The following is a 24,640-nucleotide window of genomic DNA, read 5'->3' as shown; positions in this document are numbered from 1 at the left end:
CTAAAAAATAGAATAGAATCATCATTCCCTAAAAAAATGAAAAATTGACAAAAATTATAAAAGGAAAGCCGGGCTAAAGCCCGGCTTAAATACTATAATAAGAATAAATATTAAAATTTCATTCCTATACCAATAGAGGCTGAATGTCTCCAATTTTTAATGGTGCTAGATTTATACTTAGTTGCAGTATACTCTAAACGACCTATAATATTATCAACTAATATGGTCTCAGCACCAACACCCAATACTCCTCCTATAGGGAAAGCAATGACATCTTTGTTGGCGACAGGACTCTTATAAGATCTTTCAATAGTAGATACACCACCAGTACCGTATAATAATACAGAATCTACAACTTCATATCCTAAACGGGCACGCAATGATCCCCCTAAGCCATGCAATTTATATCCACGTGAAACCAAATTCTCAAGATCAAAAGTATAACGGATATTGCCTTCAATACCGTAAACCACGCCATAATCTTCGACGTTGTATCCGCCAAAAATATTTACCCCTGCAAGATTGTGATCGTGATCTATAGTGGTAAAATCTGATTCATACAATCCACTTACACCTGCATATGGACCAACAAAATTCTGTAAGGAAGAAACATACCGATTAGAGAAAATTGTTGGAACCGATCCACGAGAAGGATCCCGAGAAGGATTACGGCGATGATGCACAGGATCAGCAGCCTGAACAGCACAGAACGAGGCAAGTGTAATACTAGAAACCCCAATAGCTAAAAAGAATTTTTGCATTATATTATCTCCATAAAAAGTACATCCCAAAAGGAAGTTGATATACCCTAAAAGCCTCAAAAAATCAAGACTATTGCAACTCCCATCATCATCTCCAATCATACAAAAGGAAAGTAACGATGGAAACTATTGATCCTGTTATACATCAAAAACGGGCATAATAAAAAGAGTTTTTGATCTTTATTATATTTTCCCAAATATCAAAAATAATAAGTTGCAAAAACAACATCCATTTTATCCATTATAAGAAAACCGCCCTTAATGAATAGATTCATAGTAACTGAAACTTACCACCGCGTGATCACCACTATAATTCTATAACGTAAAGGATCACTCCATTTTCACATTACGATATAAAACTTAACGAAACATTGTAAGAATGTAAATCCCCAAAATGCAACTCATATTTAATCCACAGTTTTAAACTAAGTTATATATTGTATATATCTATTATACTAATGAATAAATAACCTTAATGTTCTTGCTTACTATAAAAAACAATATAACAATACTAGTGATATATATAAATAAGAATTGGTACCTTATAATATATATTTAAATTTCTATTTTAAATTAAAAAATGCTTCTTATCAGTATGATTAATCAAAATATCAATAAAACAAAAAACATGGATATTATACAAACAATTAGCAAACAAATTCCAAAATGCCCAGGAGTGTATCAGATGTTAGATGCTGCTGGAAAAGTTTTATATGTAGGCAAAGCTTATAATCTGCAAAAACGTATTAAAAATTATGCACAACGTAAAAATCATACGAATCGAATCATGCATATGATTAGTAAAATAAAAAACATACAGGTTACTATCACCCGAACAGAATCAGAAGCGCTACTTCTAGAAGCGAGCATGATCAAACGCTTGAAACCTCGTTTTAATATATTATTACGCGATGATAAATCTTTCCCCTATATTCTCATAACAGACAAACAAAAAATCCCAGCCTTGTATAAACACCGATTCCCACCTATCATAAAAGGGAGTTATTTTGGTCCCTTCGCATCTGTCGACGCCGTAGAAAAAACCATTGATTCTCTCCAACGTGCTTTTTTTCTTCGCAGTTGTCCTGATAGTATATTTGGATGTAGATCAAGACCTTGCCTTCTTTTTCAAATAAAACGTTGTTCTGGACCATGTACAGGAGAAATAAGCGCAGAAAAATACATGGAATTTGTCAATGAAACGAAAGAATTTCTCTCTGGACGAAATCATGATCTAAAAGAAAAAATTTCCTCCCAAATGAATCAGGCAACAATACATGAAGACTATGAATCTGCAATTATATATCGTGATAGGCTAGTAGCACTTTCTCATATCCAAAACCATAGCGATTTTGATTATAAAACAATGGACTTCTTTTCGATTTATCATGATAAAAATATTGCTTGTATCCAAACTTTCTTTTTTCGCTTTGGACAAAATAGAGGAACCTGTACTTTCTTTTTAAAAACAGATCCTCAATCAACAAACGCAAATATTTTGAGCCATTTTCTTAGACAATTTTACGAAGATAAGCCTTGCCCAGAAAATATCTTACTGTCAGAAGAAGTGGAAGAGTCGCAATTACTGGAAATGTCTTTTTTCAAAAAATATGGACATAAGGTCAAAATTACGGTTCCTAAACGAGGGGAAAAAAGGAAAATTATTGAACAAGCCTTCATCAACGCACGCAAATCTCATTCACAAAAACTTTCTTCAGAGATATCTCATATTACAATCATGAAAGATTTTGCACAAAAATTTGCATTGCCGCACATTCCAAAACGCATTGAAATCTATGATAACTCTCATATTATGGGACACAGTGCTGTTGGATGTATGGTTGTGGTTGGGGAAAATGGATTTATAAAAAATCAATACCGGAAGTTTAATTTTTCCCCAGATGATATAAAAACACAAGATGATTGTGCTATGATGCATATGGTATTAGAAAAGAGATTCTCCCTATTGATTAAAAATGAAAAAAGTTTATCTTTTTGCTCTAAAAAAAACGAATATTCCTTTCCTTCTTGGCCCGATGTAGTTATCCTTGATGGAGGGAAAGGACAATTTTCTGCTGCACAGAACGTATTCAAAAAATTAAATATTGAAAATCGTGTAACAGTTATAAGCATTGCTAAAGGAGAAGAACGCAATGCTGGAATGGAAAAGTTTTTTATAGAAAATGGAAAGGAACTTATGTTGCATACACGTGATCCTGTTCTTTACTTTGTTCAACGACTTCGTGATGAGGCCCATCGCTTTGCTATCACTACTCATCGGAGACGTCGTAAAAAAGCCGCTTATAATCCACTTGACGTAATTAATGGTATCGGACCTTTGCGTAAACGTGTACTACTCCAATCATTTGGGACGGTAAAAATGATATCTCGATCTTCTCCGGAAACATTAGCATCAATCAAGGGAATTTCAAAAAAAATAGCTTGTAAAATTTATAGTCATTTTCATAAAAATACACCGTATAAGTCAAAATGAAATAATTATACTTTTTATAATCATTCCCATAACTTTCATCAGGATTCCTTAAGATAAATAAATGGCTTCCCGTTCCTATAACATTCCTAATATGCTGACTTATGGCCGTATTTTAGTCGTGCCACTTATAGTCTTGTGTTTTTTTGTTCAAGAGATGGAAATCTTTGCAACACCATATCTAATGCGATGGATAGCGCTATCTCTATTTACCATTGCTTCAATTACCGATTTTTTTGACGGTTATCTTGCGCGAATATGGAATCAAACTTCTAATATAGGTCGAATGCTTGATCCTATAGCTGACAAGCTCCTCATATCCTCTGTCCTCCTATTGATGACGGCAGATGGAACAATTAACAGCTACTCAACATGGGCAGCCATAACAATCTTGTGTCGCGAGATTCTAGTATCTGGATTACGCGAATATCTTGCAGAACTCCAAGTAAGCGTTCCTGTTACACGAATCGCAAGAATTAAAACAGCCATTCAAATGATATCTATTGGATTTTTGCTAACAGGACCTGCGTGTAAAGATTGGATCCCCTATATTACCGAAACTGGCACTATATTGCTTTGGATTTCAGCACTCATGACTATTTATAGCGGATACGATTATTTTAGAGTAGGAATAAAACACATTGATTCTGAAGACGAATCATAATTAACGTATCTACAGTCAAATATCTAAGACTTACAGGGGACAAAGAACATTGAATTAAAACAGAAACGCCTTTATGTTTTTAGACAATCTATTAAAATAGAAAATAACCTTGATATAGGAAAATGCTATACAATTATACGATCTAATTCTTTGAACTTTTGAACTTCTTAAACCTCTTAATTGGCTTATTATCCGAAAAATTTCTAGCTTTAAAACCAGGCGATCTGTAGTTTTTAAAATCTGGCTTTTCCCCATCTAAATATTTTACATTAATACCCTTTTCTAATTTCACAGAACGACGTAAAAGATCTGCCCCTTCCGTAGAAATTTCAATAAAAGTCTGATCCGGCTGTACACGAATAGCCCCTATACTTTGCCGACTAATTCCACTACTACGACATAGCATAGGTATCAACCACCTAGCTTCTGCTTTCTGCTTACTTCCTATAGACAAAGAGAACCAAGACGAATTTTTAAAATTATCCCTTGAATTTCTTCCAAATTTTGAATTCTTATAATCACCATGATCCTTATAAGAATTTAACGATATAGACCTTACTTCTTCTGGAGCACAGAGTCCTGCACGGTGAATACGCAAAAAACCAGCCGCTATTGTTTGGGCATCATGCTTTTCTAATAAAGCATCAATCATCTTCTTTTCATCCCCTTGAATAGGATCTAGAAGAACTGGACTTTGGAGAACTCTTGTATAATCACGCTCTACTATTGATTCCACTGAAGGCGTTGATCCCCACACAACAGAAACATTCGCTTCTTTAAACAAACGTTCAGCACGACGTTGCATATTTTGAGGAATAACAAAAATACTTATTCCTTTGCGCCCAGCTCGCCCTGTACGACCACTGCGATGCAATAAATTATCAGGATTAGAAGACAATTCAGCGTGAATCACTAGTTCAAGATCTGGCAAATCAATACCACGCGCAGCAACATCTGTCGCTATACATACACGCGCCCTTCCATCACGCATTACCTGAAGGGCATTACTACGCTCTTGTTGACTTAATTCTCCCGACAAAGCCACAACCTGAAATAAGTGTTCCGCCAAAACCTTGGTAAAACGCGCTACAGACGCACGCGTGGAACAAAATACTATAGCATTTTTTGCGTCATAATATCTCAATATATTAACAACCGCATTATCACGATCACTAGATGCTACCAAAACTGCACGATAATCTATATCGCTATGCTGACGATTTTCAGAAATAATATTAACACGTACAGCATCCTTTTGATAGTTCTTAGCTAATACTGTAATAGCAGGAGAAATCGTAGCAGAAAACATTAACATACGTTTTTTCTTAGGAGAGGAATTCAAAATAAATTCTATATCGTCTCGAAAACCTAAATCAAGCATCTCATCTGCTTCATCGATTACTACAGCTCTGAGATGGGACATATTTAAACTCTTGCCTCGAATATGATCACATAATCTCCCTGGTGTCCCGACTACAATATGCGCTCCTTTTTGCAAATCCCGACGTTCATGATGGAGATTAACCCCTCCAATACATACCGCAACAACAACTCCGGTTTTTGCATAAAGCCACTCTAATTCACGTCCTACTTGCGCCGCTAATTCCCTAGTAGGAGCAATTGCGAGAGCAAGAGGAGCTCCCGCTGGACCAAAACGATCCTTCCCTGCGAGAAGATCTGGAGCTAAAGACAATCCAAAAGCCACGGTCTTCCCTGAGCCAGTTTGGGCGGAAACCAAAACATCTTTTTCTCTGAGATCAGGATTCAAAACGGCTTCTTGAACTGACGTTAAATTAACATAACCTCTCTCAGAAAGCGCATCGCCTATAACTCGAGGAATATTTTCAAAAATCTTCATACAGCAATTTTCCAGACATGATATCACGATATTATAATGATCAATATGTAACGCAAATACACAATAACAGTTATTTAGAATTTTAATAGAAAATACAAACAAAGATCCCAAAGATAACAAATATCCAGGATCAATGATACTTTTATATCATTCAAAAAATCACAATATAACCGATATATATCGCCATCGAACACTCAATGATCGCACTTCAACAAAACAAAAAAGGAACAAACACCAACGCATCGTTTATTCCAATACTACAAACCACAAAAACAGATAAACCGATAACCCGAAGATCCGAGATTGAAATAAATCAACATCCCACCTATATTCGCGCAAATTACCAAATTTAAAGGATATTTAACAGAAAAAATTAATTTGCTATCATCAAAATAATTTAACCACACAAAAACCTACGAAAAAAGCACCGCTTATCATCAACGATTATGCTTAGATATACTTATCTTGTCAATATTATTACATATTAAAAAACATAGGCTTCATTTAATGACATACACTTTTCCCGGAATTATCTGTAATTAAGAACCATAAACGCAAAAATCCTTATCGCAAAGAACAACAAAATCTCTTAATCCGCATGCACGCTTCTTTTAAAACAGAATCTGATGCAGCATAAGAAATGCGAATACTTGGCCCATAACCGAAAGCAGAACCCTGAACAACAGCAACTCGTTCTGCCTCCAATAGTTCATTCACAAAAATTAAATCATTACTTATAATATTTCCAGATGGCGTCTTTTCCCCAATAATACCCCGTAAAGATGGATATAAATAAAAAGCTCCTTCGGGGACAACATACTCCATGCCAGGAACACCTTTTAATTCGGACACACACAAATCACGCCGACATTCAAAAATTTTTCTATTATTTAAAACAAAGTCTTGTGAACTATTAAGCGCCTCAACAGCAGCCCATTGAGCTATGGAACAAACTCCAGATGTCTGCTGCCCTTGTAGAACAATCATTGCCTTAATCAAATCTAACGCACCAGCGGCATAACCAATGCGCAAACCAGTCATCGCATATGCCTTAGACACACCATTAACAACAAGAGTACGCTCATACAAATTTGGCTCAATATTAACAATATTGTTAAACTGACAACCGCTATAAACAATATGCTCGTAAATATCGTCTGATATAATATGAACGTGCGGATTCCTAATTAAAACATCTGCCAAAATCCTTAACCTACTCTTAGAATAGACTGCACCAGAGGGATTTGAAGGAGAATTTAAAATCAACCACTTTGTTTTCGGTGTAATAACTTTTTCAAGTTTTTCTGGAGAAATTTGAAAATTATCATCTTGTTGAGTATCAACAAAAACAGGTGTACCGCCACAAAGCTCTACCATATCAGGATATGAAACCCAATAAGGCTTGGGTATTAATACTTCATCACCCGGATTAATCGTGGCCATCAAAGCATTAAAAATAACATGCTTCGCTCCAGATCCCACCAGAATCTGATCTGGAGTATAGTCAAGGTTATTATCTCTTTTGAATTTCTCAACGATTGCTTCTCTAAGAGGAGATATCCCCGCAACAGCGGTATACTTTGTTTCGCCTCTTTCCATAGCACGCACAACAGCATGCTTAACGTTTTCAGGCATATCAAAATCTGGCTCTCCTGCCGTAAGTCCTAGTACCTTAATACCTTGGGAACGCAACTCTCGTGCTTTTTGAGCAGCGACAATTGTAGCAGAAGGTTTTACACGACGGAGAATATGAGAAATAAATACCATACCATTGCATCCCTATTGAAACTCTTAAAAAGACCACGGATAGAGAAATTAACATTATTCACAAAATAAAATGCACAACCGCCATCCGATAACAAAAAATGGAGCGGGTAGCGGGAATCGAACCCGCATACTCAGCTTGGAAGGCTGCTACTCTACCATTGAGTTATACCCGCACATAAAATCAAAGACACAATGGTGGAGGGAGTCGGATTTGAACCGACGTAGGATAAACCAACGGATTTACAGTCCGCCCCCTTTAACCACTCGGGCATCCCTCCTATACGAAACTTATCGCAATAACGCAATCTTTATGACTTCTAAGCGCATCCTTGTCAATACAACATATAAAACGACTAAATTCTTATTTACAATATGCGAATATCCGCTAATTAGTGTTTTAAAACACATTAATAACACAGCACGTGCTAGCCTTAGTACAAATTCCTCGAGAGGACAATACAATTATGCATTTAATATCAAAAAAAAATTTTGCAAAAACCTTTTCGCCGAAAGATTCACACTATGCAAAACTGCGTCGGAATTACCGTGATCGAAAAAAGATGCACTCATCCAATAAAAAAGATCAACACACATCCCAAAAAGACACTCTATTCCTGTATGGCATTCATACCGTAAGCGCAGCAATTAATAATCCTAAAAGAGAAATATTTCAATTACTAGCAACAGAAAATGCTCTGGCGCGCTTAGATTGGGATAAAAGTTTATCTCATTCTTTCCCTATTAAAACCGTGCTACCCAAAACAATTGACCAATTTGTTGGAAAAGAAGCTGCTCATCAAGGAGTCGCATTAGAAACAGCTTATTTACCTTCTCCAACACTGGACACAATACAAAATAACCAACTAATCATCATACTAGATCATGTTAAAGACCCTCATAATGTAGGCGCCATATTACGATCATCTGTAGCCTTTGGCTGTAGTGCTGTTATCACTACAAAACTACATAGCCCTCCTGAATCAGCTGTCCTTGCAAAGTCTGCCTCAGGTGCTTTTGAGCATATTCCATATATTAGAATCGGCAATATCACTGATGCTTTACAAAAAATTCACTCTTGGGGCTTCCAAACAATAGGACTCTCTTCCAATAGCCCACAACCTCTAGAACAAGAAATAAAGAATGAAAAAATTGCCCTTATCTTAGGATCAGAAGGGAAAGGGTTGCGCCAAAAAACTCAAGAAACGGTTAATTCTATGGCTCATCTCCATATGCCGGGCACAATTAAATCCCTCAACGTCTCAAATGCTGCAGCCGTTTCCCTCTATATAACGCAAAAATACTTATCCCAATAAAAGACGTATTTCATATCATAAAAGACATGATATAAAAATCCAAAAAACTTTTGCACAATAAAAAGATTTGGATATATCCATAATAAGACGTTAGTCTATATTAGATTTTACGTATTTTGATCAAAAGAGCGTTATTTACAATCATATAAAATATAAAGTTCGCAATGAAATAATTTCGCTCGCAAATCAACACGCAGTACAACAGAAAGAAATAATTATATGGATTTCGAAAAATTTTTCAAAGATCAAATTAACTATTTACATCATGAAAAACGATATCGTGTTTTTAAAGAACTTTCATATGAGCAGTGTCGATTTCCTTATGCAATGTATAATTCATCCGAAGGACCACGAAAAGTCACAATATGGTGTTCTAATGATTATCTTGGAATGGGGAAACATCCAAAAATCATCGAAAATGCTCAAAAAACTTGTGAAAATTATGGCATAGGCGCTGGAGGAACACGAAATATCGCAGGGACAAATTACTATCATGTTATGCTCGAGAAAGAATTAGCTGAGCTTCATGGCAAAAAAGCTGCCCTTATATTTAACTCCGGCTATATTGCTAATTGGGCCACTATAGGAACACTTTGTTCTCAAATTGACGATATCGTATGCTTTTCCGATTCCCACAATCATGCTTCTATCATTGAAGGCATTAATAAAGCACGGTGTAAAAAAGTTATATGGAATCACAATGATCTTGAAGATCTAGAAAAAAAGCTTGTCACCATGAAACTTTCTACACCGAAAATTATTATATTTGAGTCTATTTACTCCATGGATGGAGATATAGCTCCCATTAAAAAAATATGCGATCTCGCTGATAAATATAACGCTATAACCTATATAGATGAAGTACACGCCGTTGGAATACATGGACCACGCGGTGCTGGAATATCTGAACGCGAAGGAATTATGGATCGAATTACCGTAATATCAGGAACTCTTGCTAAAGGATTTGGAGCATTTGGTGGATATATCGCAGCTTCTGCAAGTTTATGTGATTTCATACGCTCTTTCGCTTCTGGTTTTATTTTTAGCACATCCTTACCACCAGCTATTGCGAGCGCAGCTATCACCTCAATTCAATATCTTAAAAAGAATTATGGCAAACGAAACCATTATCTAGAACGTGTAAAAAAACTCCGCCAATCTCTTGAGGAAAAATCCATACCTTGCATCCCTAATGAAAGCCATATTATTCCGATCATGGTTGGTGATTCTCAAAAATGCACAAGAATATCTGATATTTTACTTGAAAAATTTGGAATTTATATACAACCAATCAACTACCCAACTGTAGCCAAAAAAAAAGAAAGATTACGTATAACACTCACTCCTTTACATACTGATTCTGACATAGAGCATTTGATTACAAGTCTTGAAAAGATTTGGGGAAGGATGAAAATAGGCGCACCATCATCAATGGAAATCTAAAAATAAAATTCACCCTCTCCAAAGAGAAAATTTATTCCTTAAAAATGAACGAATAAAAAAATATGCTGTATGTAAATTAATGAAATTTTCATCAAATTGGTAAAGTAGCAGAAAACAACCAAGATAAAATTTCTTGATCATCTATCAGTGGCTCAAGGACGGTGTAAACACGTTTATGATAATCGTTCAACCATTTCTTCTCTTCGCCGGTGAGAACTTCAACAAGTATAAGATTTCTACTGATCGGACACAAAGTAAGCGTATCGAATCCAAGCATCAAACATTCACCACCATTGATTTTTTCTGGCCCAGAAACACAAAGAACATTCTCAATGCGAATACCAAAATTGTCACGCCTATAATAACCAGGCTCATTCGAAAGAATCATACCAGCTTGAAGAGGCTCTTGATTCATTTTAGAAATTCCTTGCGGCCCTTCATGGACAGGTAAAAAAGAGCCAATACCATGTCCGACGCCATGTGCAAAGTCTACACCAACCTTCCATAGGGGAAGACGCGCTATACTATCAAGATCACACCCACGTGTTCCTTGAGGGAACCTCGCAACAGAAACAGATATCATCCCTTTCAAGACTAATGTAAAATAGTATTTCTTTTCATAATCTACATTACCAATCGCTATTGTTCTTGTAATATCCGTCGTACCATTTACGTATTGCGCACCGGAATCCAATAATAACAATTCATTTTTTTGTAACAAGCGATTGCTTTTAGTAGTGACATGATAATGGATAATCGCAGAATGTAAACCAGAAGCCGCTATCGTATTAAAAGAAATATCACGAAGAGGATTGTCCATCTGACGACCCACTTCTTCACGACACATTTCTAATTTTTTGACCACATCAATTTCAGTGATTTTATTCAAGCTATGACTATCAAGCCAAAAGAGAAAATGAACCATCGCAACACTATCTTGTATATGCGCCGATTTCATACCTTCAATTTCAACTTTATTTTTGATGGCGCGTAATAAACAAGATGGGTCTGAATCCTTAACTATCAAACCATTTTCTTTGACAATAATCTTGAAAAATCGATAAGGAATCCACTTAGGATCAATCAAAATAGGCATATTTGTTCTAGCCAAAGAAACAAGATGTGAATCAAACATATCCATGTCTAATACCACAGCTACAACAGATAACGATGTTCTCAATTCTTCATCAATATGCTTTTTATAGAAGAAAATTTCAGCTTTACCATCAGCATAAATAATCGCTCGCGACAACGGATATGGTGAACATGGAATATCAAAACCACGAATATTAAAAATCCAAGCAATAGAAGAAGGATCACATATTACAACTGCCGTAACTTCCTTTGTATGAAGAATCTTACAAATCTCTCGAATCTTTTCTCGAGAATCCATCCCTGTATACTCTATCCCTTGCATTGCAACCTTACGATACAATAGCTGCGGACGATCTTTCCATAAAAGATCAATGGGGTTATATGGCAAATCAACTATACTCCCCCCTATTTTATCTAACGATTTTTGTAGCAAACTCACTTCAAAAGGTGAATGCAAACGTGAATCCAGCCCTAAACGAAGTCCTGATGAACCATGTTTTGCTATCCAGGTATCAAGCGGTTGAGTTGCAATATTCTTTATCGTAAATAGCGCCGTATCCACTTCTTGTTCCACTTGAACAATATACCGTCCATCCACAAAAATAACCGCTTTATTGCGCAATACAATTGCTATACCAGCTGATCCCGTGAAACCAGAAATCCAAGCAAGCCTTTCAGAACCTTCATCTACAAACTCTCCCCTAAATTCATCTGCACGAGGAATAAGAAACGCATCTATTTCCAATGAATCAAAGCACGATCGCAGATTATGTACTTTTTCCAATGTTTTTTGGGGAGATGATTTCACTTCAAAAGACTGAAACATATTTTTCCTTCCGAATTGATTTGATAATCTTTAAAAAAATTCGTAAAAACCATCGTTCATAACTTCAATTTAAAACTGATATACACAACTATGCCCTAATCAAATTGGGAATCACCTCGATGGTAATTTAATAAAGTTCTTTAAATCATAGATATGTTATCAAGATGTTTTAACACGATCCCCCTGTATCAATCCATTATATATTATTTTTCTTACTTCAAATGATTCTAGTTTTCTAATATCCACTAAAACTGCGTTACGAATAGTAAAAATATGTAGAAAAAGGACTTAATGTTCTACTCCATAAAACCCTCTGATCTAAAAATATACACAGGAATATATTCACATTTTTACATTTATTAAATTTACTTGCCAAAATTATAGAAAACATAGTGGTTTAAATATTTAACCAATTATATTGAATTCCAGAAGTAAATTATTAACCGATTTTTACTATTGTATCCGATAAGAGAAAATTAACCGTAGTGGCAAAATATGAAATTTTCAAAAAACAATAAATCGCATTGGCTTGATACTATACAACAGCAAGCGGATCTTAAATCTTTCCTTCCACCATGGCACGAGGCATTTCTGCTAAGTCCTAACGTGCGGTTCACACGCACACCTGAAAAAGATCTCACTCGATATCGTAATAGTGCTGCATCACAAAGATCCAATAAAACAGATTCTATTGGCGATTATCTTCATGCAAGATCAAATACGGAATCTCTAAGATTCACCAGTTCTCTTGCTCATTTAAAGAGCCAATTTATGATGAATCGGAATTTACTTTCTGATCCATTGCACTCACAAAAGACACCGTATAAATTGCACGTTGTACAACAAAATGGCTCTTGTTCCGAACAAGACTTGCAAAAAGAAAATATTAAATCTTCTTCGGAAGATGTAAAAACAGAGAAGCCGGCAAGTGATATCCCAAATACAATAAATCAGAATCCTGACACACTGTCTTGGTTGTCAGATTGTGCTTTTTTTGAAGGATTATCCATGCCTCATTCTCTTGTATCCTTCAATGATAATTCAAAAAATGAATACTATCCCGTAAAATCAACAAATGATCTTCAAATAGATCTTGTTCCACATGTGTTGAAAAAGAAAGAATGCTCGGATAATCCAAAAGTAAAGTCTAATCACACCCTTAAGAAAACAGAACCTTCCATCGATTCTGTTTATCAACGACCTACATATTGTAAAAAAACCACGGGAAATATGTTTCAAAATATTATAACAGAAACTTCTCATGATCCAGGACAATATGACAGACCATGTTCATCTTTTCTGCAGACAAAGTCAAATATGCATTTACAGAAAATAACCCACGAATCTCTAGAAAAAAATGCCGGATTGTTAGAAACCATTTTAGAAGAATTTGGTATTAAAGGAGAAATGATCGATGTGAAGCCTGGCCCTGTAGTAACCCTATATGAATTTGAGCCAGCACCAGGAATAAAATCATCAAGAATTATAGGATTAGCCGATGATATCGCTCGCTCTATGTCCTCTTTATCGGCTCGTGTCGCAGTCATTCCTAAACGTAATGCCATCGGCATTGAACTTCCAAATGATATTCGAGAAATTGTTTACCTTCGTCAAATAATCGAATCACAACCTTTCTTGCATTCTAAAGCTAATCTAGCTTTATGTCTTGGGAAAACAATCGGCGGAGAATCTGTTATAGCTGATCTAGCAAACATGCCCCACATCCTTGTTGCAGGAACTACTGGGTCTGGAAAATCCGTTGCTATCAATACGATGATTGTTTCTTTGCTCTATCGCCTATCTCCTGATCAATGCCGCATGATCATGGTAGATCCCAAAATGTTAGAGTTATCAGTTTACGACGGCATTCCCCATCTTCTTACCCCTGTCGTCACAGATCCTAAAAAAGCTGTCATGGCATTGAAATGGGCAGTACGTGAGATGGAAGAGCGGTATCGTAAAATGTCCCGTATTTCTGTACGCAATATCAAAAACTATAATGAACGTGTCGCTTCAATGAATGTAAACGAATCTGATGAAGATCTGCGACCTATGCCTTATATTGTCATTGTAGTTGATGAGATGGCAGACTTGATGATGGTTGCTGGGAAGGAAATTGAAGGAGCTATTCAACGGTTAGCACAGATGGCGCGCGCAGCAGGAATCCACTTAATTATGGCAACGCAAAGGCCTTCCGTAGATGTTATTACTGGCACAATTAAAGCAAATTTCCCCATCCGAATTTCTTTTCAAGTAACTTCAAAAATTGATAGTCGCACAATCTTAGGCGAGCATGGTGCTGAACAACTTCTTGGACAAGGGGATATGCTTTACATGTCAGGAGGAGGACGAATCCAACGTGTACACGGTCCTCTTGTATCTGAAATTGAAATTGAAAAAATTGTTCAACATCTGAAAAAACAAGGTCTCCCTGAATATCTTAATGCTGTTACTTCCGACGCTGATAAGGACGAGAATAATTTAAATCCTGAGGGGACAAAAGAACGTTCCGATCTCTATGCTAAAGCAGTAGATCTAGTAATGGAAAACCAACGTTGCTCAACTTCTTTCATCCAACGTCGATTACAAATTGGATATAACCGCGCTGCACTTTTAGTTGAGCGCATGGAACAAGAAGGGCTAGTAAGTGAGGCAGATCATGTTGGGAAAAGGCATATTTTTTCTGAAAAATTCAGCTCATCATGATATAAGCGTTCTACATGCTATTTTATATACTTGAATGGTAATGATATAAATATTATTGTAAAAACATCAGATATAAAGATACAAGGATTGTTTGATTAAAATATCAAATGGACTGCATCACATATAAAATCAGTTTAATAGAATAATAAAAAATCTACTTTTAACTTTATTTTCAGGTAATTCCCCCTTTTTAAACAGAGAATATTTACAACCAAATGTAGATCTATCGATTTATCAAGACTTTCTCAAATCCGTTAATTCCAGGTTTTAGCAATCAAAAACCACCTCAAAGGTAAAAACACTATGATTCAAATCCAGATTCTTAAAATTCTTAAGTAAAAGGCATCAAATATTTATAGATCAGCCATAAAAATAGTCTATTTGTAATGAGAAAATCTCTGAATTTAAAAAAAAGAATTTATTAAAAAATAATAAATAATATTTCCCTGACAATTGATTAATAAGGTGAGTATACATTATCATCCATAAAAATTTTTAAAAAAAAATTTTCTACGATCCAAAACATTCAAGAATGAGAGAGTTTTTCATCTCGATTATATAAGGGATACAAATGTTTAAAAAAAATATATTTTTACTGACTATTATTATAGCATTGCAATCAATGGCTCTCACTGACGAAACATATTTAGATCAAAACAACATGAATGATAATGAAACAAAAACTTTACAAAGTGTACAAGAAGAATTAAACGAAACATATAAAAAAGTTTTAAATAAAATTGAAGGTCATCAAAAACAATTATTTGAAAAATCACATGATTCATGGGAAAAATACCGGGATTCTGAGTGTGATTTTACTTCTTCTGGATTAGAAGGAGGTTCTGCGAAAACAATGATTTATACAAATTGTCTACAAGATCATACCATACAAAGAAATGAAAAACTAACGTCTTATCTGACATGTCCGGAAGGTGATTTAAGCTGCCCATTTATAAATAATGAATGATAGCGAAAATTTCTCTTATCATGTGTACTTTTTTAAAGAAAATGTAGCATTCCTATTTAATAATAATTGTAGTGTGGTTAAAAAATAGCACCTTCTCTTTTCTAGAAGATCGAGAAAGGAGGGGTGCTGAATACGAAAAATATCAAGTGTAAAATATTGTACTGGTCGTCTTAATGTTAAATTGAAATATCATTTACTCATTAAACCATGTCCCGAAAAACACTCTATAACCATCTAGATCATAAACGTTGAAAACATAAATCTTGCTTATATTGAAAGCCAAAAGATTTCCATGTTTCAACCATATGTTCAGGCAAAGGAGCTGTTATTTGCAATCTACCTCCTTCAGGATGAGGCAAATCTATATAACGCGCATGAAGATATAACTTCTTTTGGATACAATCAGCAAAATTGCCCTTAGAATTGATGAAATATTTTTTATCTCCTACAATTGGATAACCCATATGAAGAGCATGAACACGCAATTGGTGTGTTCGTCCTGTATAAGGCTGCATTTCCAGCCAGCAAAATTTTTGTGCAAAACTATCAATGATCTTAAAATAAGAAATTGCATGGTTAGCCCCCTTCTCTCCTGGATTTACCACGCGGACATAATCACCTCCAGCTTGATTTTTTTTTAATAACCAATTGGAAATACATTTCTTTTTATTTTGAGGAACACCCCATACCAGTGACCAATATATTTTTTTAATCCTACGCATTCTAAAAGATTCCGTAAGATTTTGAGCTGCAATACGTGTACGTGCTACGACTAATAAACCAGAAGTATCCTGATCTAATCTATGAATAAGACGTGGCTTTTGTAATTTAGAATCTGCCCAAGATTGCAAAAAACCATCAATATGATTTGTAATACCGGATCCACCTTGGACAGATATTCCTGCAGGCTTATTGAAAACATAAATATGACTATCTGCGTACAGTAAAATGCTTTTTAAAAATTCCGAATGTTTTGCTACAGAAAAATCAGATTTTTTTTCGTCCTTTATCATATTATTTAAAGCATTCACAATCGGAGGAATACGTACTACTTGTCCAGATTGGATTCGATCATTAGATTTAACGCGCTTTTTATCCAATCTTATCTGACCAGATCGTAATATCCTTTGGAGATTTACAAAGTTAATTTGCGGATAATGATTCTTAAACCAACGATCAAAACGCATATTTTCTTCATCTTTTTCAACCGCTATATACTTAACAGATGTCATAAAAGACATTACTCCATCGAATGAAAATAAATATTTATCTACTTCCTGTCAGGAAATATTATTACATACATATTATATAATGAAATTTCATTGTTACCTACATCTGTTATTTTAAAATCAATACAATATGGATAATCATCAAAAAATAACAGAATAATATAACTTATTTTATAAGTTATAACTGTTTACCAAAGATCATAAAACGTTATATTACCACTATGTTCATATTAGCACATATATCAGATATTCATCTTAGCTACCCTCCGTCTTTTTTCGAATTATCTCCAAAAAGACTTATAGGACTGGCAAATTGGCACTTCAATAGGAAGAAATACTTTTCGCACGCAACTGCTAACTTGTTAATCAACGATATTTTCTCACATAACGTTGATCATCTTTCTATTACAGGCGATCTTATCAATTTTACATCTAAAAGAGAAATATCTGCTGCTACCCATTGGCTGAAAAGCCTTGGCAACCCTTACAATATATCAATTGTTCCAGGGAATCATGATGCTTACACCAGAAAAGCGAAAGCAAAATCCCTACTTGCATGGGAACAATATATCACTAGTGATAGTTATCCCATAGATTCAACAAAGAAAAATTTATTCCCTTATTTACGTATACGTGACAACATTGCTTTAATTGGATGTTCAACAGCAATAGCAACCCCTCCTTTTACTGCCAATGGGTACTTTGGACAAAAACAAGCTCATGATACATCTAACCTTTTACGCAAAACCAATAAAGAAGGGCTCTTTCGTGTCATTATGATGCACCATCCACCTATTTTAGACACAAGCTCTGTATACAATCGTATGTTTGGTATTAAACGATTTAAAAAAATGATTTGGCATGAAGGGGCAGAATTAATCCTTCACGGGCATACACATCTAAACAGTCTTCACTGGATGGAAAACACTAAAAAATTGATACCGGTCGTAGGAATAGCATCAGCTTCTCAAAAAATAAATTATCACAAACCACAAGCATCTTATAACCTTTTTTATATCGAAAAAAAGAACGATAATTGGACATTAATAAGAGATCGATATACTATCTCGCCAGATTCTCTTAGTGTGCACAAAGAGTGTTCAGAAACTTTTTTATGATACGCTTATAAGCCAATGTCGTATCTATAAAATTTATCCTTAACATGCAGTTATAGACATCGTAAAAGCAATATAGTAAAAAAATAACTTAAAATTACGATCTTATATGCATATGTATAATAAAGAAATATTAATAGTCGTTGCCTCAAATATTAGAGAGTCTTAAACAGATCATCTGCTTATATATTCAAATAACAAAAGTGGTATTAGTCTGTCTCTTTATATATCAACTGATTCGTAGTACATTCAATCAAACATAAAAAGATGCCAACAACATTAAACAATAATTTCCCCATGAAAATTTCACTATTAGCCAATAGTACAGCAGAAGGAAGAATAGATAGATGGTTATCCATTAATTTAAAAGAACAATTTTCAAGATCTTATGTTAAAACGCTAATACTCAATGGCTTTATCAGCATTAATGGAACAGTTTTCACAGATCCAAGTCGAAAGGTTGTCCCTGGAGAGAGTTTTTATGTTAATATCCCTCCAGCACAACCATTGAATATGGATCAAGAAAATATCCCCCTTCATATCCTATATGAAGATAATGATATAATTGTAATCAATAAACCAGCAGGTCTTGTTTCACATCCTGCACCCGGTAATTGGACGGGAACTTTAGTCAATGCCCTTCTGTATCACTGTAAAAACAACTTATCTAGCATCAATGGCATAAAGCGCCCCGGGATTGTCCATAGACTAGATAAAGATACAACTGGAGTAATGGTAATTGCTAAAAATGATATCGCACATCAAAAACTTTCAGAACAATTTGCTGATCATGGAAAGACCCTGGGCTTAAAACGTTCTTATTATGCAATAGTATGGGGAATACCCTTTCCAGATTCTGGAATAATCAATGCCCCTCTAGGACGCTGCAAATCAAATCGATTGAGACGTTCTGTAAAAAAAATAGATGATAAAACAGCAGATCAAGCTATCACACATTATCAAACAGTCGAAATCTATAATAAAAAACCTAATTGTTCAGTATCTTTAATAGAATGTCGTTTAGAGACAGGTAGAACGCATCAAATTCGTGTACATATGGCGCACAAAGGAAATCCACTCATCGGTGACCCTTTATATGGGAAAGGATTTAAAACAAAAGAAAATCTCCTTAATAACAATGCAAAAAATGCTATTTTATCACTTGCAAGACAAGCACTACACGCTTATTCTCTATCATTTAATCATCCTTGTAAAAATAAAGTTATGAGCTTTAAAGTCCCTATTCCCGACGATATGTTAAATGTGATCCGCAAATTAAACGAAAAGTAAAATATTTTATCTATAATCGTCTTCTCGTATGCAATTAGTAAAACGAAAAGACGATTATTCAATCAAAAGTATATTGTGTATATGTAGATATTAACTTTTATAAAAAAACATAAAGTACTTGACCCAAAAAGGCGAATAATCTCATGGCCCGTAGAAACATGCCGACAATAGTAAATGGTGAAATTGGACTCAGTCGCTATATCCGCGAAATACAAAAAATTCCTATGTTAGAAAAAACAGAAGAATATATGCTGGCCAAAAGATATCGTGAACATAATGATTTGAGCGCTGCTCATAGATTAGTGACAAGCCATCTTAGACTTGTAGTAAAAATTGCCATGGGTTATCGTGGCTATGGCTTGCCTATCAGCGAAGTAATATCTGAGGGCAATGTCGGGTTGATGCAAGCGGTTAAAAAATTTGATCCAGAACGTGGCTTTCGTCTCGCGACATATAGTATGTGGTGGATTAAAGCCGCAATGCAAGAATATATTTTGCGTTCATGGTCTCTAGTGAAAATAGGTACTACAGCCAATCAAAAACGTCTTTTCTTTAATTTAAGACGTTTAAAAGGACATCTACAAGCCATCACTGATACTAACTTAAAGCAAGAGCAAGTCGTTGCTATTGCTAATAAACTTCATGTTTCAGAATCAGAAGTAATTGCCATGAACTGTCGTTTATCTGGAGACGAATCTTTGAATGTACTTATCAATTCTTCCGATAAAGATTCAAGCCAATGGCAAGATTGGCTTGTATATGATCATGATAGTCAAGAACAAGTTCTTATCGAAAAAGAAGAATTCAAAAATAGACACAATATGCTAATGCGCTCTATGTCTGTATTAAATCCCCGTGAAAGAAGAATTTTTGAGGCAAGACGTTTAAGGGAAAATCCTGTAACACTTGAGAATTTATCTTCCGAATTTGAAGTCAGCCGCGAGCGCGTACGACAAATAGAAGCGCGTGCTTTTGAGAAAATCCAAGTAGAAATACAAAGACAAACATCTCTATCTTCTTCTTCTCTCCAGCTACACATAAAACGAAATACTAGAAAACAAACGAAGCAAAAAATAATAATTTAATACAAAGACATTTTAGCAATGACATATCCAAAATAAAAAATAATTATTGTTTAGAACGATTTTCCCATTGCATAATAGCAGATTTAAAAATCTCTGTGCCTGCCTTCCCCTTGTCTATAGTCAATATTATTTTTTTACCACTACGATATGTAATAGGAATATCTATTAATCGGGATTCTTCTAGAATTTTCGAATTTCTGAAAGAATCTTCTTCGAAATCCTTTAAAGAAATCAAATAAGAATTCTTGGAAATCATAAAAATATTATAATCCATAAAAATGCTTGGGCTGTTCTCTGTTTTTCTCATAGATATTTGTCGCAAATCTATGATAGCGTCTTTGCTTTCTGGAGAGAAAGAAAACATTATCTCCATCACATGCGTAACAGATAAAGCTATATCAGCATTACATTTTAGAATAATGGATGCCGAAAATTCATTGTCGATCATAGGAATATCGCCCTTGATGACCAATCCTTTTAATCCTTGAGATTTTTCTTGTTGCAAAGACCACAATATCTTACCCGATACGATTGAAGACCTTCCTTTACCTTTATTTATAAAAACCTTACTTTCCCCTATAAGAGAATTTTCTTTTTCTCTGTTTTTTTTCTCTAAAGGATGGACAACACTCTTGTCCATATCTGTATGGTTTTTAAATAAAATATTACTGATATTCGATGAATTAGACACCGAAACAGCAGAAGGCCCCATATCAACTTCAGATCCGTCCTCTAACAATCTACGCGTAATTTTATGACGAATATTTAATCCAGTATTTCCCTTATCTACATTATCTTTATTTAATGTTTTTATTGATAAAGAACTTACAATATTAACTTTATTTTTCCTTAAAGAATAAGATAATCCTATTGTTACGCCTAATAATACAATCAAGAAAACAAAATATCTAAAAAAATTCCGTTCTGATAATACCGAATAATAATATAGCAACCTACGTGTTTTATTAAGAAAATAGTTGTGTACTGAAAAGAATATTGAACCAGATGGAGGAGAAAACTTTCCTAATAATCTAGCCCTTCTCAAGCGATTTTTATCATGTTCAATAGCAGCAACCGGGAAAGTAGATGGATCATAGCTTTCTTGTGCATCAACTGGAAAACTCAAGATATCCCTTAATCTATAGGAAAAATTTTTTTCTGAAACATTTTCGCCTACATTATTCCTTGCTAGAGAAGATAAAATAGTCACTGTTTTCTCATCCGTATTATTCACACCGAGAGGAATAGATCTTACTCGAGATTTAAGAAAAACATTCTTCTTCACAGCTACATCATCATTATTGTTTTTTGAAATGACTAAACCTTTATTCTCATGTAAAGAACTAGGACACTTTTTATTGTTCTTTTCTACCTGCAGAATCGCTTGCTCTAACTTACTAAGTTGACGTTCTAATATTTCTTTAGGAGGACGCGGTGTCATAGCTTCTAAACGTCGAGAAACCGCATGCCGAGCGTGTTCATATATATGAGAACGCATTTCGGGAGTATTCTCAGACAAATTATCTACAGCACGTTGAATTACTAATACAAAATCCACCATTTATCACATTTCTACTATCTCAATGTATCAACTACAAAATAAATCAATACTAAAAATTCTAATTATCAAATGGGTTAGAGATAATCAGAGTATTTTCTCTTTCTGGACCAACAGATAACAAAGCTACAGGCACTCCCAATAATTCCTCTATTTTACGTATATAATCCTTTGCTTCTTTAGGAAGATCAGAAAATACACGCATACCAACAGTAGATTTCTTCCATCCATCTAATACTATATATATAGGCTCAAAACGATCATGAAATAAATAATCTTCCGACAAACAATCTACTTTACAACCATCTATCTGATATCCCACACAAATTTTCAATTCATCAAGGCCATCAAGAACGTCAAGTTTTGTTAATGCTATCCCTTTAATCCCGTTAATAATAACAGATCGACGTACTGACACCAAATCTAACCAACCACAACGACGTTGTCGGTTGGTTACTGTCCCAAATTCTTTGCCAACTTCTTTTAAAAAACAACCAGTTTCATTTTTTAATTCAGTAGGGAAAGGTCCTTCGCCAACACGTGTTGTATAAGCTTTAACTACTCCAAGAATATACCCTAAAGAATCCGGAGCTATTCCAGATCCAATAGCCGCCTGTGCAGCTATTGTATTGGAGGATGTAACAAAAGGATAGGTTCCATAATCATTATCCAACAAAAAACCTTGCGCTCCTTCAAAAAGAATACGCGCTCCTTTACGACATTCACGCGCAAGAAAAGACCATATAATATCCATAAAAGGAAGAATTTTTTCTCTTGCGTACATCAACTCTTTTAATATAGTTTCACACAAAACTTCTTTTTCACCGAAATAACGTCTCAATGCATTATGGTGCAATAATAATCGTTCAATTTTTCCTGAAACATTCTCCATATCAGTGAGATCCATCACACGAATAGCACGTCGTCCAACTCTATCCTCATAAGCTGGTCCGATACCTCTTTGTGTAGTTCCAATACGAGTGCCATAACAGGAAACAACACCTTCTCGCAACATATCAAGATCTCGATGAACAGATAATATGAGAGATGCATTGTTAGCGATACGTAAATTATTAGGGGTAACACAAATTCCTTGATTTGCTAAATTTGAAATTTCAGATACAAAAGAATGCGGATCTATCACCACACCACTGCCTATAATAGACATCTTATCTGGACGCACTATCCCCGAAGGAAGAAGAGATAACTTATAAATAACACCATTAATTTTTAAAGTATGACCAGCATTGTTGCCTCCTTGAAATCTCACAATTACATCAGATTTTTCTGAAAGCCAGTCAACAATCTTGCCTTTTCCCTCATCACCCCATTGCAAGCCGACTACCACTACATTTGTCATTAAGAATCTCTTTCTTCTATTATCTGATCTAAAACAAAAGTCCGAATAATAAAGATCATTTCCAAAACCTCATTTGCTCAAAAAAATCGCGATATAAAATATGAAAGTCAATGCTTTAATTTCAATTCACATACATACTCGTTTCCCTGAGAAATAAATTACCTTATCCGCTCTCCCAGTATAATTAATTTAATAAAGATATACAAATGATTGTAAAGATAGCAAAAATGATCTACACTGAAAAAGTACTGGGAAATACATATAGATGAAATTTATTGCTTTGAAAAAATTCAATTATGTCGGATAATGTATAAAGTATCTGCGGGTGTGGCGGAATTGGTAGACGCGACGGATTCAAAATCCGTTTTTGGTGACAAAGTGTCGGTTCGACTCCGACCATCCGTACCATTGAGTGAATTTATTTTCCCCGTGAAAACAAATATGTTTAAGATCATTTTTATAGAAAGATCGGGTCAATTTATAATTTGAAAAACACTTTTAATATTATAGAAAAAAAATATTAAAATTATACATCAAAAAAATTGCGATATCATCTCAAGAACGTCCTCTCGATTAAAAAGCACTTTCCCGGGAAACCACAAACATATCAAAATAATAACACAAAAATGGAATACTCTATATTGAAAAAAATTTGGTAGAATACGTAAAATTAAACGTATTTCAAATTATACAAAGATAAACTTCACTGAAGTTTACCATGCAAATAAGATAAATCTGTTAAAAACTGTTCCATTTGAGATCTTTGATCTACATCATAGATATTATCAAGAGAAGAACGAACCTCGTCTATCCGACCCTCTAATATTGTAAGACAAGATCCATCTATCAACAAGATAGTCTCACTTAAAACCGTGCAGCGCGATGACACAATACCACAAACTCCTCCTAGTACGACATAACGATGAACATCTTCAAAGGAAAGACCCACCGTAATAATTCCAGGTTTTATTGTAGTCAAAACAGAATCGTGATTGACGAAAACTGTCATCTCACCAGATTCAGCAGGAAGTATAACAGACTCAACCTCGCCAGAAAAAAAACATTTTTCTGGCGAAGCTAATTCAAAATGCAAAGCGTTTAAAGACATAATA

Annotated in this window: 17 protein-coding genes and 3 tRNA genes; 10 read left to right on the top strand and 10 right to left on the bottom strand. The window is 34.8% G+C overall.

The features are described from left to right. Positions 1-110: 110 nt before the first annotated feature. The gene (locus tag G293_RS03415; RefSeq protein WP_047264709.1) at positions 111-761 is read right to left on the bottom strand and encodes an outer membrane protein; all 651 of its coding nucleotides are present in this window, start codon (positions 759-761) and stop codon (positions 111-113) included. Between the two features lie 595 nt (positions 762-1,356). Between G293_RS03415 and uvrC the strand changes: the two genes are divergently transcribed. Both uvrC and pgsA read left to right on the top strand, forming a co-directional pair. Further along, on the top strand, positions 1,357-3,255 hold the full coding sequence (uvrC, locus tag G293_RS03410) for an excinuclease ABC subunit UvrC (RefSeq protein WP_052775027.1): 1,899 nt from the start codon (positions 1,357-1,359) through the stop codon (positions 3,253-3,255). A 61-nt stretch (positions 3,256-3,316) separates the two neighbouring features. Further along, on the top strand, positions 3,317-3,916 hold the full coding sequence (pgsA, locus tag G293_RS03405; protein WP_047264312.1) for a CDP-diacylglycerol--glycerol-3-phosphate 3-phosphatidyltransferase: 600 nt from the start codon (positions 3,317-3,319) through the stop codon (positions 3,914-3,916). Positions 3,917-4,058: 142 nt separating this feature from the next. On the opposite strand, the gene G293_RS03400 is transcribed toward pgsA, so the two are convergent. The 4 genes from G293_RS03400 to G293_RS03385 all read right to left on the bottom strand — a co-directional run bounded on the left by G293_RS03400 (position 4,059) and on the right by G293_RS03385 (position 7,819). Further along, positions 4,059-5,774 (bottom strand): DEAD/DEAH box helicase, encoded by a 1,716-nt coding sequence (locus tag G293_RS03400; RefSeq protein ID WP_047264311.1) that lies wholly within the window; start codon positions 5,772-5,774, stop codon positions 4,059-4,061. A gap of 564 nt (positions 5,775-6,338) precedes the next feature. Beyond that, a complete protein-coding gene (locus G293_RS03395) occupies positions 6,339-7,541 on the bottom strand; it encodes a pyridoxal phosphate-dependent aminotransferase (RefSeq protein ID WP_047264310.1) in 1,203 nt (400 codons plus the stop codon). Positions 7,542-7,640: 99 nt separating this feature from the next. Next, positions 7,641-7,714, bottom strand: a tRNA-Gly gene (locus G293_RS03390). Between the two features lie 20 nt (positions 7,715-7,734). After that, positions 7,735-7,819, bottom strand: a tRNA-Tyr gene (locus G293_RS03385). 186 nt (positions 7,820-8,005) lie between these two features. Here G293_RS03385 and G293_RS03380 point away from each other — a divergent pair. Then, on the top strand, positions 8,006-8,854 hold the full coding sequence (locus G293_RS03380) for a TrmH family RNA methyltransferase (protein WP_047264309.1): 849 nt from the start codon (positions 8,006-8,008) through the stop codon (positions 8,852-8,854). Positions 8,855-9,073: 219 nt separating this feature from the next. After that, positions 9,074-10,297: a 5-aminolevulinate synthase gene (gene hemA / locus G293_RS03375; protein ID WP_047264308.1), complete on the top strand. Its 1,224-nt coding sequence runs from the start codon at positions 9,074-9,076 to the stop codon at positions 10,295-10,297. Between the two features lie 91 nt (positions 10,298-10,388). Here hemA and G293_RS03370 read toward each other — a convergent pair whose 3' ends face one another. Then, a complete protein-coding gene (locus G293_RS03370; RefSeq protein WP_047264307.1) occupies positions 10,389-12,218 on the bottom strand; it encodes an aminopeptidase P family protein in 1,830 nt (609 codons plus the stop codon). A gap of 495 nt (positions 12,219-12,713) precedes the next feature. Between G293_RS03370 and G293_RS03365 the strand changes: the two genes are divergently transcribed. Together G293_RS03365 and G293_RS03360 are read left to right on the top strand one after the other, a co-directional pair. Then, positions 12,714-14,924: a DNA translocase FtsK gene (locus G293_RS03365; protein WP_047264306.1), complete on the top strand. Its 2,211-nt coding sequence runs from the start codon at positions 12,714-12,716 to the stop codon at positions 14,922-14,924. Positions 14,925-15,495: 571 nt separating this feature from the next. After that, entirely contained in the window at positions 15,496-15,891 is a 396-nt protein-coding gene (locus G293_RS03360; protein WP_047264305.1) for a lysozyme inhibitor LprI family protein, read from the top strand. Positions 15,892-16,130: 239 nt separating this feature from the next. Here the strand turns inward: G293_RS03360 and G293_RS03355 are convergent, their stop codons facing one another. Further along, a complete protein-coding gene (locus tag G293_RS03355) occupies positions 16,131-17,123 on the bottom strand; it encodes an RluA family pseudouridine synthase (RefSeq protein WP_047264304.1) in 993 nt (330 codons plus the stop codon). Between the two features lie 218 nt (positions 17,124-17,341). On the opposite strand from G293_RS03355, the gene G293_RS03350 reads away from it, so the two are divergent. The 3 genes from G293_RS03350 to rpoH all read left to right on the top strand — a co-directional run bounded on the left by G293_RS03350 (position 17,342) and on the right by rpoH (position 20,610). Beyond that, positions 17,342-18,238, top strand: coding sequence for a metallophosphoesterase family protein (locus G293_RS03350; RefSeq protein ID WP_047264303.1), 897 nt, complete (start codon positions 17,342-17,344; stop codon positions 18,236-18,238). Positions 18,239-18,502: 264 nt separating this feature from the next. Then, positions 18,503-19,525 (top strand): RluA family pseudouridine synthase, encoded by a 1,023-nt coding sequence (locus G293_RS03345; protein ID WP_047264302.1) that lies wholly within the window; start codon positions 18,503-18,505, stop codon positions 19,523-19,525. A 143-nt stretch (positions 19,526-19,668) separates the two neighbouring features. Next, complete coding sequence (gene rpoH / locus G293_RS03340) at positions 19,669-20,610, top strand: RNA polymerase sigma factor RpoH (RefSeq protein WP_047264301.1); 942 nt, start codon at positions 19,669-19,671, stop codon at positions 20,608-20,610. 43 nt (positions 20,611-20,653) lie between these two features. Here rpoH and G293_RS06060 read toward each other — a convergent pair whose 3' ends face one another. Both G293_RS06060 and G293_RS03330 read right to left on the bottom strand, forming a co-directional pair. After that, positions 20,654-22,171, bottom strand: coding sequence for a hypothetical protein (locus tag G293_RS06060; RefSeq protein ID WP_047264300.1), 1,518 nt, complete (start codon positions 22,169-22,171; stop codon positions 20,654-20,656). Between the two features lie 58 nt (positions 22,172-22,229). Then, positions 22,230-23,528 carry an adenylosuccinate synthase gene (locus G293_RS03330; protein ID WP_047264299.1) on the bottom strand — a complete coding sequence of 433 codons (1,299 nt, stop codon included), beginning with the start codon at positions 23,526-23,528 and terminating at the stop codon, positions 22,230-22,232. Between the two features lie 321 nt (positions 23,529-23,849). Between G293_RS03330 and G293_RS03325 the strand changes: the two genes are divergently transcribed. Continuing rightward, positions 23,850-23,936: transfer RNA gene (locus tag G293_RS03325), tRNA-Leu, on the top strand. A gap of 295 nt (positions 23,937-24,231) precedes the next feature. On the opposite strand, the gene G293_RS03320 is transcribed toward G293_RS03325, so the two are convergent. Continuing rightward, positions 24,232-24,636, bottom strand: coding sequence for a F0F1 ATP synthase subunit delta/epsilon (locus G293_RS03320; RefSeq protein WP_047264298.1), 405 nt, complete (start codon positions 24,634-24,636; stop codon positions 24,232-24,234). Positions 24,637-24,640 lie beyond the last annotated feature (4 nt).

It is taken from the genome of Candidatus Liberibacter africanus PTSAPSY, from assembly GCF_001021085.1.
GTDB classification, from domain to species: domain Bacteria; phylum Pseudomonadota; class Alphaproteobacteria; order Rhizobiales; family Rhizobiaceae; genus Liberibacter; species Liberibacter africanus.
The sequence above is the reverse complement of the archived record's forward strand: the minus strand, read 5'-3'. Positions and strand labels throughout refer to the sequence as shown.